Origin of the sequence: Methanobrevibacter curvatus, from assembly GCF_001639295.1 — an archaeon.
In the GTDB taxonomy this organism is placed as follows: Archaea; Methanobacteriota; Methanobacteria; order Methanobacteriales; family Methanobacteriaceae; genus Methanoflexus; species Methanoflexus curvatus.
Genome location: NZ_LWMV01000232.1, coordinates 24,201 through 40,618 on the forward strand (window position 1 = coordinate 24,201; position 16,418 = coordinate 40,618).

Consider the following 16,418-nt stretch of genomic DNA (forward strand, 5'->3'; position numbering starts at 1 on the left):
TTATCTTATTTTATCTATTTTTAATCTTTGTTTTATCTATTTTTATCTTGTTTTATCTTTTTATTTTTTATCTTTTTTTTATCTTTTTTTTTAATAATGGAGATTATGTCTTGTTTTGAGTTTATTTTTTAATTTTGGAATTAAATTATAAATGTTTCCAATTAACAATGTTAAAATTAATAAAAGTATTACATTGAAAAAAAGCCCTATTTTAGAATTCATATTTGGATTTATAAAGTGATAAGGATACCATTTTGAAAAATATCCAACTATTAAAACCCAAATAAAATATATAATAGGATAAACTATTATGTATATACTTTTTTTAAATGAAACAGCTATTTTTGGTGTATCAATTATGAAATCCAAGATTAATAAAATTGGCAAAATTACATGTAGAAACAAAGAAGCAAATGAATATGGATTAGTAATTGATCCAGTAAGGAATAAATTGTAAATTATAAATGTTAAAGTCAAATAACTTAGAGCAAAGAGTCTAAAAATGTTATTTGTTCTTTTTTCATGTTTTATTGAGTTTTTTAAACTATTTCCCATTGAAACAATAGCAATTAAATTTGATTGGTATGTGAATAATGTTACTAATATAATTAATCTTATACCCATATCTGTGTGATAAAAAGTGTTTGGATCAAGAAAGCCAGTTAAAATAATTAATATTCCAGATATAACATAAAATAATCTTAAAGAAATCAAAAATATATCTTTTTTTGAATATTTTTTTATTGTTGTGTGAATACTTTTTTTCATTTAAATCCTATTTTTAATATTTTGTTTTATAGCATACTTTAATATTATCAATAGTTTAATATTACAATATTTAATATTATAATACTCTACTGTTTATTTGTATATTTTTATAAATTTTTTTATATATTTTTTTTTAAAAATAATATGTCTTTATATTATTTAAACTTTTTTTATAATGTATTGAAAATTGTAAATTTATATTTTTTATTTTATTTTTATATTTTATTTTTATATTTTATTTTATTTTTTATTTTTTTCTATTTTTATTAATTTTTTTTTTAAAATATCAACAATAAAATAATTGACAGTGTCAAAAATCTTAGTGTTTTTATTTTCATCTATTTTTTTTTTATTGTTTTAAAAATACTTGTTTAAATTAAAATAATGGTTTAAAAAAGATATTTTGCATATTGAAGATATAAATTTACTTTAACCTCACTGTTATCTTAAAAAAATAAAGAAAAACAATAAATATTTTAGAAATATTTATTTTTATTATAATTGGGAAGTTAAAACTGAAATTCAAGAATATAAATGTAAAAAATATGGTAAAATTTTTTATACATATGTATATGGAATAGTTAATAAAAATAACAATCATAATCATGAATTTATCATGAAAACATTAGAATTAGTTGCTATTTTTAATGGTTCTCTTCGTAATATACTTCTTAAAGTTAAAAACGACACAAATATAGATATCTCTCATTAAGCTGTGGAAAATTGAATATTAATCTTTAAAAATTATAATAAAGATAAAATTAGTTGTTATTTTAGATATTATCTTTTTGATGTCCAATGAATTAAAATCAACTGTGATTAGAATTACCATTTTTCTTTATTGGGTCTTAAATACAATGTAGCGATTACTGATGAAAGTTTCTCTAAAGAAAATTCTAAAAATATAAATAAACTAGTTACAAAATATATTAGCGAAAATAAACTATTAGAAGAAGAACAAAAAGAAATAATCTATTAAAAATTAGAATTATTCAATTTATTCCAATTAAAATCTTATAAATCTCTAAAAATAATTTTAATATATTATTAATTAAAATAGAATGGATTTTATAATGTAATTAATAAAATATCCTTAGAATTTGCCATGTATTAGTTTAATGCTTTTTTGTTTTCTTAAAAGGCGAAAATATTGATTATACATAGAATAAAATTGAAAATTTCTTCCCAAAAATTTTTCCATAGCATATTAAAAAGATCATGAAAACAATTAACGGAGCAATAAGTCGTATTGAACTTAAAATAATAATTTGGGGCGAAAAGAATGGAATTAGTTTTTAGCATTAAAGTCTTTGGCAGTGTCAAATACTTTTTTTAGAAAGAATTAATATACTATAAAAAAAATAGTAATAAGTCAAATAGAATTATTAACTACAATTTAAATTAATATTAAATACTAATTTAATTTAAATATTAAAATTTTTAATATAATTTTTAATATAAAACATTAGTTAGTTATTAAATTTCATTTAAATTCAATATTTATTTAAACTTAATATTTACTTAAATTTAATATTTATTTAAATTCAATATTTTCATTTAATTTATTTTATAATGGTATTTTTATGATAGATGTAACTATTATTGGAGCAAGTGGATATACAGGTGGAGAGTTAATTCGCTTGTTAGAAAAACATGAAAAAGTTAGAATTACTGGAGTTAGTTCACGTAAATATGATGGAGAAGCAGTTTATAAAGTTCATCAAAATTTAAGAGGGTCTGATTTAGTTTTTAAAAATTTAAAACCTGAAGACATTGATGCAGACTTAGTATTTACTGCTACTCCTCATGGATATTCAATGAAAATTGTTCCAGAGTTAGTTGAATCTGGGATAAAGGTTATAGATTTAAGTGGAGATTATAGATTTAGAGATTTTTCTGTTTATGAGAAGTACTATGGTTTAAAGCATACAAACCCTTTAGATGCTGTTTATGGTCTTCCTGAAATTTATAGATCAGATATAAAAAAAGCTACTTTAGTTGCTAATCCAGGATGTTTTCCTACAGGAGCAATTTTATCATCGTTTGTTTTGTCTAAAATGGGCATAGTAGATAGGTTAGTTTTTGATTCTAAAACTGGGGTTAGTGGTGGAGGTATTTCTCCAAATGAAGCATTTCATTTTCCTAATGTCTATGATAATGTAAATCCTTACAACATTGTTGGACATAGGCATGGACCTGAAATTCAAGAGGAGCTAAAGGAGTTTTCCAATGTTTTAGTTTCATTTACTCCTCATTTAGTTCCAGTTATTCGTGGAATTCTTACAACCTGTCATGGATTTTCTAATAATATAAATAAATCCAATGATGTAACTGACTTTAATGTTGAGGATATTCATGAAGAATATAAAAAACAATTTAAAGATGAGATATTTGTAAAAGTCTTAGACATTGGTGAAATTCCTAAATTAAGTAGTGTTAGAGGTTCTAACTTTGCACATATTGGTGGATTTGAAGTAGATGAAACTGGAAGGCTAGTGATTATTTCAGCCATTGATAATCTAGTTAAAGGTGCTTCTGGTCAAGCTATTCACAACATGAACATCATGTTTGGATTTAAAGAAGATGAATCAATTTCTCATTATGGTTTAGCTCCTTAATAATCATTTTTATTATTTAAATTTTTTTGTTTTATTATTTTTATTATTTTTATCTATAATTTTATTATTTTTGTCTATAATTTATTATTCAAACTGTTTATTTATTATTATTTAATTTTATTTTATTTATTGCTTTATTTAATATTTTATTATTGATTGGTGTTTTAATGATTAAAAAGATGATGGATAACTATAAGCTATTAATAGCTATTCCTTTAATAGTGACAATATTATCATTGGTGGCTTTTTCTACCATTGGATTGGATCAAGGAATCGAACTTCAAGGAGGAACAATAGCTACAATTAAATTAAATGAACCTACAAGTTCACAAATAATTACTGAAAAAATATCTAAGTTAGGTGTTAAAGAGATTAGAATTTTAAACAACAATGGCAATGATTTAAATATTCAATTTGCTGCAGGAATTAACTCTGCTAAATTTTCATCGGATGTTAAAGATTTGGGAAATGTTACTAGCTACAATGAAGTTAGTCCTATTTTATCATCAGAGGCAATGAATCAAGTTTTATTGGCGGTTGGTTTTGCATTTTTATTTATGGCAATCTCTGTTTTTATAGTTTTTAGAGAACCTGTTCCTTCAATTGCTGTTATTTTAGCTGCTTTTTGTGATATTGTAATGGCTGTTGGTGGTATGTGTATTTTTAATATTCCTTTATCAATAGCTTCTGTTGGTGGAATTCTGATGTTAATTGGTTATAGTGTAGATACGGATATCTTACTTACTACAAGGCTTTTTAGAAGAAAAGAAGGAACAATTGAAAAAAGGGCTGAAGATGCTATGAAAACAGGTTTAACCATGTCTTTTGCAGCTATTGCTTCAATGGCTGTTTTATATGTTGTAACTTTAATTTATATGCCTGAAGCCAGTACTTTGACTGAAATAGCTGCAGTTTTAATAATTGGTCTTTTAGCCGACATAATAGCGACTTGGTTTATGAATCTTGGAATATTAAGATGGTACTTGGGGGGATAAACAATGGTAAGTAGAGATTTTAGTAAATTTATTAAAGATAAACAGGTTATTTTGTTATTTGCTTTAGTTTTAGCATCAATTTTATGTATATCTGTTTTTGGAATAAGTCAAGGTTTAGATTTAAAAGGAGGTTCTCTTCTCCAATTACAATTAGACCAACCAGTAGATAAGGCAACTATGGATGTTGTAACTACTGTTATTGATAAACGTCTTAATTTATATGGAGTTAAAGATGTAAAGGTTAGATCAAGCGGAGAACAACTTGTGATAGTTGAAATGGCAGATGTGACGCCAGATGAAATTGCCCGCCTCATTGGATCCCCTGGAAGTTTTGAGGCAAAAATTGGAAATGTGACTGTTTTATCAGGATCAGATATTGAAAGTGTAGAAATGTTCACTTTGGAAGACACATCCTGGCATGTTCCTTTCCATATAACTCCTAGTGCTGCTAAAAAATTTGCTGAACTTGCTAAAGGTAAGGAAGGTGAAGATGTTGGAATGTTTTTAGATGGAAAGTTAATTGATGAAGAACCACCTAAGCTTTCATCTGAACTTGCCAATGGAGTAGCTGTAAGCGAACTTGAAGTTACTGGTGGAGAGGATACAAGAGAAGCTGCTCAAACAAAGGCTAATGAAGTATACACGGTTTTAAAAACTGGTTCACTTCCAGTAAAGTTACATGTTGCAGGTTCTTCTACAATTTCTCCAGAATTAGGTCAACAATTTTTAAATGGTACTTTAATAGCTGGTTTTTTAGCTATTTTAGTAATTGCTTTAATAATTTTTATTAGGTATAAAAAAGCTATTTTAGTTGGACCAATTATTTTAACTAGCATATCTGAGATTATTATTGTTATGGGCATAGCATCAATTATTCATTGGAATATTGACCTTGCAGCTATTGTTGGTTTAATTGCTTCTATCGGTACTGGTGTTGACGATCAGATTATTATTACTGATGAGGTTTTAAGCAAAACTGAAGATGAAGAAGGAACTAAACAATCAAGACTTCGTAGAAGATTAACACGTACACGTTTAAGTGTTAAAAACGCATTATTTATTATTTTTGCTTCTGCAGGTACTTTAATAGCTGCTATGTTACCTTTAACTTATGTCGGATTTTCAAGAGGTGCAAGTGGTATAGGTGTTTTATCTGGCTTTGCATTTACCACTATTTTAGGGATATTAGTAGGTGTTTTAATCACTAGACCAGTATACGCTAAATTTATAGAAATATTTTTAAAATAATCACTTAAGTTTTGGACTGTTTATTTTTCTCCTTAAAAAAAATATCTTCTTAAATTACCTAAAAAAATAAAACAGATGGGGATTTAATTTTAAAAGAGATTGAGGAATTAGCTACTAATACACATAACTCAGATATTTTAAAAAATATTCAGGATAAAGAACATAAAATTAGGAAAGTAAAGTATAGAATAATATTTACAATACTTGAAGATGAAAAAGTAGTAGAAATATTAAAAATAGGTAAAAGAACCAATAGTTATAAAAAATAAAATACAAAATTAAATATTAATTATATTTTTTTATTTTTTTAAGTTTTAATATTAATTTAATCTAATTTTATATAACTTTAAATAAATTTATCTTATATTTTATTTTTATATTTTATTTTTATTTTTATTTCTATTTTGGTCATGGAAAAATATAAATAATTTATTTGTATAATATTATTGTATGAAGTCTGAACTAAAAGTTGAACCAATTAAAAATGGAACAGTTATCGATCATATAACTGCAAACAAATCACTTCATGTTTTAAATGTTTTAAATCTTCCAGATAAAGATGCTACAGTTACAATAGCTATGAATGTATCTTCAAAGGTCATGGGGAGAAAAGATATTCTTAAGATAGAAAATCGAGAACTTAAAAGCGAAGAATTGGATCAAGTTGCTTTAATCGCTCCCAATGCTTCAATAAATATTATAAGAGGTTATAATTTAGTATTAAAAGAAAAAATAGTTTTTCCTAAGGAATTAATATCTATTATTGATTGTACAAATCCTAAATGTATTACTAATACTAATGAACCATTGGAATCTAGATTTTATCTATTAAAAAAAGACCCCGTACTTATAAGATGCCATTATTGTGACCGTATATTAAATGAAGAGGATATTAATTCTCAATTCTAATTTTAGTTTTAACTTTTAGTTTTTCTTTGCTTGTGTGTATTTTTTTTAAAAAAAGTTTTTTTTAACAAAAGTCCATAATTCATCAAGTTCTACTTTATTCACCTTTAAATCTTTCATTAGAACTTTGTTAACTTTTTTGCTATGTTCTGCTACAATTTTCAACTATCGGCGAATAGTATCTAATTTAATTTCTAAAGTTTCTGCAGTTCCTTTTAAGCTCATTCCTTTGAGAATCATTTTTGAAGCTAAAAACACAATGTTATCATCGGTTCTTAAATCATATAAAATAATATTAGAATTAGAAATAAAACTTTTATTGCAAGTTTTACACTTTATTGTTGAACTTTGCCATTTTTTTGTCATGTATGTTCCATTTCCAATAATATTTTCATTATTTGTCTTACCCTAATCATCATATTCTTCATTTGGACAAGGAACATCTACAAATTTAGGTTTAGAGTCTCTTTTACCTTTAAATAATCACTAAAAACATAAAATAATTATATTTGCATTATTGTTTATGTATTTTTATATATAAATATATCATTAAATAAAAGGAGTATCATCTCTGTATAGTTTAATATATAGGGACAATATTTATATACTATAATATATATATATATAAAAATGGATACTGAAAAAAGATTTTCAACAAGTGGAAAATTAGTCCTTATTGTGAGTTTATTTGCAGTATTATTTTTTATTTCTTTATCTTCTGTTAATGCTACTGTAATTTATGCGAACACAACTACTGATTTAAAATTTCAGGTTGAACAGGTTTTAGATCCTGGTTATTCTGCAAACAACACTATTTATTTAGCTAATGGAACTTATTCTCAATGGCAAAGACATTTTAATATTCAACTTAACAAGAGTGTTACTTTCATTGGATCAGGCAATACTAAAATTCAGGGAAATCGTAATGATTGGTTATTTAATGTTCAATCAGGATATACTGTTTCTTTTATAAATATAATTTTTATAAATGGAAATGGGACAAACTTTAATTTCGGTGGAGCTATAAACAACCAAGGAGGAACTTTAACAGTTGAAAATTGTAAGTTCTACAATAATGGAGGTCGAGAAGGTGGTGCAATAAGAAGTGATTCGTCGGCAACAGTTAACATAATCAATTCAGAATTTATAAACAACACTGGACTTCGTGGAGGAGCTATATATAGTAATGGTGCTTTAAATATTACTTCTTCAAATTTTATTAATAATTCTGCAACAAATTCTGGTGGAGTAATTTATTTATCTGCTAATAAAGTTTTAACTATCCATTCTTCAAATTTCACGAACAATTCTGCCAGTGCTACTGGTGGTGCTATTTATACTCAGAATAGTGTTGGTTCAAGTGTAAGTGGTTCTTTTTTTATTGGTAATAATAATAGTGCTATAGCTAGTTCTGGTGATGATGGTTTTAGTGTAAGTGGTTCTACTTTTATTAATAATACTTATGGTATTAAAGCAACTAATGTCTCAAATATGGTTATTAACTACAATAGATTTGTAAATAATTCTTTATACTCTCTTGATGCTGTGGGTTCTAATTATGTTGATGTTAATTTGAATTGGTGGGGTCAGAATAATATAAGTGGTTTATACTCAGGGGTTACAATAGGCAATTATTATGTAATGAGGAATTATTTAAATGGTGTTAATGGTAGTATTTACAATGTTACTCAGAGCTATCCATATTACACTACTGCTATTTTATCTTACAACTTCACTTTAAATGATTCAAATGTAAGTAATGATCCTTTACTTTTACCTTACTTTGTGGCTAATGTTACCTTTTCTCATCCTAATGGAACAGAAGAGCAAGGATACTATGGTGATGCAAAAATTAGCAATGTTTCATTTAATGTTATTTTAACTCATTTAAATTACACTGCATATATTAAATCTAGTGTAGACAATGAAGACCTTATCTACTTCCTTAATGCCTACAGTGAATTCAATTTAACTGTAAACAAAACAGCAAACATTAATGGACTAAACACAAAAAATGGAACTGTTTTAAACAATCAAACTTTCAACTACACCATAAATGTAACAAACAATGGCTTTGTAGGTGCATATGATTTAAATATCACAGATTTACTTAATTACAGCCATTTAGAACTATTGGAAGCTATTGCTACAAGCGGAACATACAACAATCTTACTGGTGTTTGGGAGCTAAACCTTACAGCTGGTGAATCTGCCCTTTTAACTCTTGTAGTTAGAGCAAATAGCTCAGGATTTGTCATTAACAATGCTAATGTAACAACCCTTGACAACAACACAGGTGACAATTCATCACAAGCAAACATCACTATATTGCCTGCTGTTAATTTAAATATTACAAAAAGGGTTAATGCTTCTCAAGTTATGTTTAATGGTGAGGTTTTAAAGTATATTATAACCGTTACCAATAATGGTCTTGACAATGCTACAGGAGTAAACTTAACAGATATCCTACCAAATAATTTAATTTATTTAAATTACTCTTCAACTCCAGGAACAAGCTATGACAACAATACAGGTGTTTGGATTATAAATAATATTACAAATGGATACACAGTTGTCTTAAACATTACAGTTAAAGTCAATGGCTCAAATATAACAATTAATAACACAGTTAGTCTAACAACCATAGACCAAATTAATACTGGAGATAATAGCTCATTTATAGAATTTACCTCCTTTGAAAATGTTAATCTAACCATAACTAAAACAGCTAATGTTACTGGAGATGTTATTAACGGATTAACCATTAATTACACCATAATAGTTAATAACACAGGTACTGATGATGCCGTAGGTGTCTATGTTAATGAAACCTTACCTAGTCAGCTAATTTATCAATCACATACAGAATCTCCTCAAAGTACATTTGATCCTGTTACAGGTATTTGGCATATTGATGAGATTCCAATTGGTCAATTTGCAAGCTTGATTATAACTGTTCTAGTAAATGGAACAGGAACCATTACCAATAATGTTACTCTAAACACAAGCCAAAACAACTCTGGCAACAACTACTCAGAAGTAAGCATCAATGTTTCACCCTCTGCAAATATTTCTATCAGTAAAACAGCTAACATTACAACTCTTTTAAATGGTCAATATGTAAACTACATAATAAATGTTACAAACCATGGAAATAATGCTACAGACATTAATATTACAGACATTCTAAACTCCAAACTAATATTTGATCAAACTAATGGAACTTACACCAATGATTCTCAAGTTATTAGCTGGACAATCATTAATTTAGCTCCAGGAGAATCATATATTATTTCTTTAATAGTAAAAGCCATTGGAACTGGATACATTGAAAACAATGTAACAGTCAATAATACAAATATTTCTAATATTGGAGATAATATAAGCAACATAGAAACAATCAATGTCCTTCCAGCTGTTAACTTAACTATTACAAAAACAGTTAATGCTTCTCAGGTCATATTTAATGGTGAGGTTTTAAAGTATATTATAACCGTTACCAATAATGGTCCTGACAATGCTACAGGAGTAAACTTAACAGATATCCTACCAAATAATTTAATTTATTTAAATTACTCTTCAACTCCAGGAACAAGCTATGACAACAATACAGGTGTTTGGATTATAAATAATATTACAAATGGATACACAGTTGTCTTAAACATTACAGTTAAAGTCAATGGCTCAAATATAACAATTAATAACACAGTTAGTCTAACAACCATAGACCAAATTAATACTGGAGATAATAGCTCATTTATAGAAATTACCTCCTTTGAAAATGTTAATCTAACCATAACTAAAACAGCTAATGTTACTGGAGATGTTATTAACGGATTAACCATTAATTACACCATAATAGTTAATAACACAGGTACTGATGATGCCGTAGGTGTCTATGTTAATGAAACCTTACCTAGTCAGCTAATTTATCAATCACACACAGAGTCTCCTCAAAGTACATTTGATCCTGTTACAGGTATTTGGCATATTGATGAGATTCCAATTGGTCAATTTGCAAGCTTAATTATAACCGTTTTAGTAAATGGAACAGGAACCATTACCAATAATGTTACTCTAAATACAAGCCAAAACAACTCTGGCAACAACTACTCAGAAGTAAGCATCAATGTTCTACCTTCTGCAAATATTTCTATCAGCAAAACAGCTAACATTACAACTCTTTTAAATGGCAAATATGTAAATTACACAATAAATGTCACAAACCATGGAAACAATGCTACAGACATTAACATTACAGACACTCTAGACTCCAAACTAATATTTGACCAGACAAATGGAACTTACACCAATAATTCTCAAGCTATTAGCTGGACAATCACTAATTTAGCTCCAGGAGAATCATATATTATTTCTTTAATAGTAAAAGCCATTGGAACTGGATACATTGAAAACAACGTAACAATCAACAACACAAATATTTCTAATATTGGAGATAATATAAGTAACATAGAAACAATCAATGTCCTTCCAGCTATTAATTTAACTGTTGTTAAGACTGTTAATGCAACTTCTGCTTTAAATGGGGATTTGTTAACTTACATTATTACTGTGACTAATAATGGTCCGGATAATGCAACTAATGTTGCTGTTAGTGAGGTTTTGGATTCTAGGCTTGTTTTGGTGTCTAATATTACTAGTGCTGGTAGTTATGATGGTAGTGTGTGGAGTGTAGGAACTATTAATGTTGGTCAAAGTGTTACTCTTACTCTTGTTGTGAGGATTAATGGTACTGGTGTTACTGGTAATAATGTGACTGTGTCTACTCCTGATCAAAATAATGCGGGTAATAATACTACTGGTAGTAATAGTACTACTGTTCTTCCTAGTGTTAATTTATCTGTTGTTAAGGCTGTTAATGCAACTTCTGCTTTAAATGGTGGTTTATTAACTTACACTATTATTGTGACTAATAATGGTCCGGATAATGCAACTAATGTTGCTGTTAGTGAGGTTTTGGATTCTAGGCTTGTTTTGGTGTCTAATATTACTAGTGCTGGTAGTTATGATGGTAGTGTATGGAATATAGGAACCATTACTGTAGGTCAAAGTGTTACTCTTACTCTTGTTGTGAGGATTAATGGTACTGGTGTTATTGGTAATAATGTGACTGTGTCTACTCCTGATCAAAATAATGCTGGTAATAATACTACTAACAGTAATAATACTACTGCTCTTTCTTCTGTTGATTTGGAACTTAAAAAAACTGCTAATGTTACAAAGACTTTTGTTGGTCGATTTGTTAAATACACATTAGTTGTTGTAAATCATGGCCCAGATGTTGCTCATAATGTAGCTGTATATGACCGCTTAGAATCTAAATTATCATTTGTTTATGCGACAAGTTCTAATTATGACCCTGTTACAGGTATTTGGTTTGTTGGTGATTTATCTATGGGTGCTTCTGCTACTTTAGTTATTGTTGCTAAAGTTATTTCCCCAGGACGTATTATAAATGTAGCTAATGTAAGTTCTGATGATAATATTAGAAATTCTTCTTATGTGTCTAATGCAACTAATAGGACAGTTATTATAAATGCTAGCAAGGTTCCAACTCCATTAGATATTAATACTACAACTATTGTTGTTGTAGACAATAAAACTGATAAAGTAGGTGTTCCACTTAATTTAACTGCTACATTAACTGATGATAAGGGTAAACCTATTGCAGGCATGCCTATTAAATTTTATATTAATGGCAAATATATTGGTACTAGCTATACTAATGTAAAAGGTCTTGCATTTATTACTTATATTCCAGTTAGTAGTGGTAAATTTACTATAACTGCGGAATTCCAAGGAAGAACTGGTTTTAAACATTGTAAGGTTATTGGATTACTAATTGTTAAAGGTAAAGATAATAATAATGATAACGATGGAAAAGCAGGTATGAAACATACTGGTATCCCTGTTGTTCTTTTAATAATCTTATTAATTTTACTAATATTTGCCTCAAGAATCAGAAAAAGTAATTAAATTTTTTATATAACAATTAACCATTTTTTTTTTGACAAAATCCATAATTCATCAAGCTCTACTTTATCCACATTTTAAATCTTTCATTAGAACTTTGTTAACTTTTTCACTATGTTCTGTTGCAATTTTCAACTATCACAGTAGTGTCTAATTTAACTTCTAAAGCTTCTGCAGTTCCTCTTAAACTCATTTCTTTGAGAATTATTTTTAAAACTAAAAATACAATGCTATTATAGGCTCTTAAATCATAAAAAATAGTATTAAAATTAGAAATAAAACTTTTATTGTAAGTTTTTTTACACTTGTTGTTGAATGTTACCATTTTTTTCTCATATAAGTTTCATTTCCAACAATATTTTGATTATTTATATTCCATAATCACTGCATTTTTCATTTGGACAAGAAAACTTCTTTAAATTTAGATTTAGGGTCTCTTTTACCTATAAATAATCACCAAAAACAAAACTAATTATATTTGTATTATTTATGCATTTTCTATCATATAAATATCATTAAATAAAAGGAGTGTCATCTTATTTTCGAATGTGTTTTTTCATAAAACTTAAATATTATTAAAAACATATTTATATAAAATATATTGGTGAAATGGTTTTTTATGGATTGATTTTTTTATAAATTAGTTTTTTTTATTTTAATTGAGTTTATTCAAGGATAATATGACAAAGTATATAATCATTACTGGTGGAGTGGTAAGCTCTATAGGAAAAGGAATTACCTCTGCATCTATTGGAAGAATTTTAAGAACCTATGGATTGAAAGTAGGGGCTATTAAAATTGATCCCTATTTAAATTGGGATTCAGGAACTTTAAACCCATATCAACATGGTGAGGTATTTGTAACATATGATGGTATGGAAACAGACCTTGATTTAGGGCATTATGAACGTTTCTTAGATGTTGAACTTCCTGGAATGAGTAATATTACCACAGGAAAAGTTTATCAATCGGTTATAGATAAAGAGAGAAAAGGGGATTTTTTAGGGGCATGTGTTCAAATTATTCCTCACATTACTGATGAAATTAAGGAAATGATTAGAAAAATTCCTGAAAGTGATGATTACGATGTTGTTCTTGTTGAATTAGGTGGAACAGTTGGTGATATTGAAAGTCAGCCATTTTTAGAAGCTTTAAGGCAGCTAAGAAACGAAGAAGGTCATGAAAATCTAATGTTTGTTCATGTAACATTTGTGCCTTATTTGGGTGCTGCAGGAGAATTTAAAACAAAACCAACACAACATTCAACAAAAGAACTTAGAAGTACTGGTATTATTCCAGATATGATTGTTTGTAGAAGTGAAAAACCAATTACTAAATCTTTAAAAGAAAAAATAGCTAATTTCTGTGATGTACCTGAATTTGCAGTAATAAATACTCCTAATGCTACAACTATTTATGAAGTGCCTCTAATAATGGAAAAAGAGAATGTAGGAGAATATGTGAACAAAAGATTAAACTTAAACCTTACTATAAATCCATCTAATTTAGATAACTGGAAAAAAACTGTTGAATCAATTAAAAAAGACTCTCCTGAAGTTACCATTGGAGTTATTGGTAAGTACATTGAACTTGAAGATTCATATATTTCTATAAAAGAGGCACTTATTCATGGTGCTGCTGCAAATGGGATTAAAGTCAATGTAGAGTTTATTAATTCTGATGTTGATAGTTTAGATGAAAAAAAACTTTCTAAACTTAATGGTATTCTTATTCCTGGTGGTTTTGGTGAGAGAGGAATTGAAGGAAAACTTGAAGCAGTTGAATATGCAATTGTCAACAATATTCCTATTTTTGGCATATGTCTTGGAATGCATATGATGGTTATTCAATTTGCAAGACGTAATGGCTTAGAAAAAGCCAACAGTAGTGAATTTGGCGAAAAACTTAAATCTCCAGTTATTGATATGATGGAAGAGCAAAAGAAAATCAAGAATATGGGTGGAACCATGCGTTTAGGTGCCTATGAATGTAAAATCAGTCCAGATTCATTAGCTAAAGCAGCTTATAAAGAAGACACTGTTTATGAGAGACATAGGCATAGATATGAGTTCAACAATGATTATAAAGAAAAACTTACAAGTCACGGATTAAAGCTATCTGGAACTTCACCTGATGATTTTTTAATTGAGATTGTTGAGTTAGATGATCATCCATGGTTTTTAGGCTGTCAATTCCACCCAGAATTTAAATCTAGACCTGACAGACCTCATCCATTGTTTGTATCATTTGTTAAAGCAGCTTATGATACACAGTATTCTAAAAATTAATAATTTTGACAATGCCATAATTTTCTATTTTTTTTACTTTTTCTTTATTACTTTTTTTTTATCTATTGTATATTTTTTTATTTTTTTTATCCTTTTTTTATCCTTTTTTTTATCTTTTGAGATTTTCTATAAACTCCAATATAAATATTTTTTTTAGTTGTTTGTATTTTTTTGCAAATTTATTTTATTTGTGTGCTCTTTAAATTGGCATAAAAAGGTTTATATATGATATTATACATATTTAATAGTATGTATGATTTGAATAATTATTTTATAAATAAACAGTATGCAAAAGTTGAAGAATTAGGTGATCGTTTGGCTGACATTGATCCACTTATTGATTGGGAAGTTTTTAGACCTATTATTAAAAGTATGTATGATAATCAGTCTGAAAAAGGTGGTAGACCTAACAATGATGAAATTGTTATGTTAAAAATGTTAGTTTTACAAACTTCGTATGGTTTATCTGATTTTGAAGCCCAAAAGCAAGCAAATGACAGAATTTCTTTTTTAAAGTTTTTAGGATTTCCAGACAAGGTTCCTGATCAATCAACAATTTGGCTATTTCGAGAAAAAATGATTGAAAATCAAATTGACGATGCCATATGGGAAGAATTGTAAAGACAATTAGACGAAAAAGGATTTAAAGTCAAAAAAAGCACAATTCAAGATGCAACATTCATTACAGCCGATCCTGGACATCAAAAAGCAGATGAACCACGAGGAGAACAAGCTAAAACTCGTAGAAGCAAAGATGGTGAATGGACAAAAAAAGGTGAAAAATCATTTTTTGGATTTAAACTACACACAAAAATAGATATTGAACACCAACTTATCCGAAAAATTGAAACAACAGCTGCAAATGTCCACGACTCACAAATAGACTTAATAGAAAAAGGAGAAGTAGGATACAAAGATAAAGGATACTTTGGAATAAAATCTAAAGGCTATGATGCCACCATGGACAAAGCAACTAGAAACAACCCCCTATCCATCCGCCAAAAACTAAGAAACAAAAGAATAGCCCGTAAAAGATCACCAGGAGAAAGACCATATGCCGTAATCAAAAACATATTCCACAATGCACACTTAAAAGTCACAACACAACCCAGAATAGCTGTAAAAAATATGTTCTCATGTTTTTCTTACAACCTACAACAATTACACACCATAAAAAAACAAAATACCACCCATTAGCGATAGCTATGAAAATTTAACTAAAAAAAGACAAAAAAACCAATAAAAAAAGACAAAAACCTTGCAAATTAAAAAAATCTCGGCTCTGTAAAATAGTTGCCTCCTGAGATTTTTAGTAATACAACATTATAATTTTATATTACTATTTTGCCTCCTGAGACTTTTTTACACTTGAAATAGCCCTTTAAGGTATTATGCACTTGAAATCATACTTCAGAGATTTTAAGCGAAAATTAAATAGTAAAAGTTAAATAGAAGTGTCGATAGATATTTATATTATGAAAACAACAAATACTATCGACATTAGTAATATTAAAAGCATACAATATAAACTTTCCGATTTTGGTGCAAAAGTCCCTGATTTCAAAGAAGCTGTTAAAAATAGTTTTAATCATTTAAATAAG

Annotated in this window: 11 protein-coding genes and 1 pseudogene; 9 read left to right on the forward strand and 3 right to left on the reverse strand. The window is 27.6% G+C overall.

The features are described from left to right. Positions 1-90: 90 nt before the first annotated feature. Positions 91-768, reverse strand: a complete 678-nt coding sequence (locus tag MBCUR_RS09920; protein ID WP_067092845.1) for a Pr6Pr family membrane protein — start codon at positions 766-768, stop codon at positions 91-93. Between the two features lie 841 nt (positions 769-1,609). Between MBCUR_RS09920 and MBCUR_RS10510 the strand changes: the two genes are divergently transcribed. The 6 genes from MBCUR_RS10510 (at position 1,610) to pyrI (ending at position 6,538) form a co-directional block, all read left to right on the forward strand. After that, entirely contained in the window at positions 1,610-1,747 is a 138-nt protein-coding gene (locus MBCUR_RS10510; RefSeq protein WP_157077744.1) for a hypothetical protein, read from the forward strand. 604 nt (positions 1,748-2,351) lie between these two features. Then, positions 2,352-3,386, forward strand: a complete 1,035-nt coding sequence (gene argC, locus MBCUR_RS09925; RefSeq protein WP_067092846.1) for an N-acetyl-gamma-glutamyl-phosphate reductase — start codon at positions 2,352-2,354, stop codon at positions 3,384-3,386. Between the two features lie 167 nt (positions 3,387-3,553). Continuing rightward, the gene (locus MBCUR_RS09930; protein ID WP_067092848.1) at positions 3,554-4,381 is read left to right on the forward strand and encodes a protein translocase subunit SecF; all 828 of its coding nucleotides are present in this window, start codon (positions 3,554-3,556) and stop codon (positions 4,379-4,381) included. A 3-nt stretch (positions 4,382-4,384) separates the two neighbouring features. Next, the gene (locus MBCUR_RS09935; protein ID WP_067092850.1) at positions 4,385-5,629 is read left to right on the forward strand and encodes a preprotein translocase subunit SecD; all 1,245 of its coding nucleotides are present in this window, start codon (positions 4,385-4,387) and stop codon (positions 5,627-5,629) included. An 86-nt stretch (positions 5,630-5,715) separates the two neighbouring features. After that, on the forward strand, positions 5,716-5,898 hold the full coding sequence (locus MBCUR_RS11110) for a type II toxin-antitoxin system RelE family toxin (protein ID WP_157077746.1): 183 nt from the start codon (positions 5,716-5,718) through the stop codon (positions 5,896-5,898). A gap of 181 nt (positions 5,899-6,079) precedes the next feature. Then, complete coding sequence (pyrI, locus tag MBCUR_RS09940; RefSeq protein ID WP_067092851.1) at positions 6,080-6,538, forward strand: aspartate carbamoyltransferase regulatory subunit; 459 nt, start codon at positions 6,080-6,082, stop codon at positions 6,536-6,538. Between the two features lie 162 nt (positions 6,539-6,700). Here the strand turns inward: pyrI and MBCUR_RS09945 are convergent, their stop codons facing one another. Then, complete coding sequence (locus tag MBCUR_RS09945) at positions 6,701-6,901, reverse strand: hypothetical protein (protein WP_067092853.1); 201 nt, start codon at positions 6,899-6,901, stop codon at positions 6,701-6,703. A gap of 264 nt (positions 6,902-7,165) precedes the next feature. Between MBCUR_RS09945 and MBCUR_RS09950 the strand changes: the two genes are divergently transcribed. After that, positions 7,166-12,532: a beta strand repeat-containing protein gene (locus MBCUR_RS09950; RefSeq protein WP_067092855.1), complete on the forward strand. Its 5,367-nt coding sequence runs from the start codon at positions 7,166-7,168 to the stop codon at positions 12,530-12,532. A 109-nt stretch (positions 12,533-12,641) separates the two neighbouring features. Here the strand turns inward: MBCUR_RS09950 and MBCUR_RS09955 are convergent, their stop codons facing one another. Beyond that, a complete protein-coding gene (locus tag MBCUR_RS09955) occupies positions 12,642-12,854 on the reverse strand; it encodes a hypothetical protein (RefSeq protein WP_067092856.1) in 213 nt (70 codons plus the stop codon). 355 nt (positions 12,855-13,209) lie between these two features. Here MBCUR_RS09955 and MBCUR_RS09960 point away from each other — a divergent pair, with 355 nt between their 5' ends. Both MBCUR_RS09960 and MBCUR_RS09965 read left to right on the forward strand, forming a co-directional pair. Beyond that, positions 13,210-14,817: a CTP synthase gene (locus MBCUR_RS09960; RefSeq protein ID WP_067092858.1), complete on the forward strand. Its 1,608-nt coding sequence runs from the start codon at positions 13,210-13,212 to the stop codon at positions 14,815-14,817. Between the two features lie 249 nt (positions 14,818-15,066). Then, positions 15,067-16,014: pseudogene (locus MBCUR_RS09965) on the forward strand (IS5 family transposase). Positions 16,015-16,418: the final 404 nt, after the last annotated feature.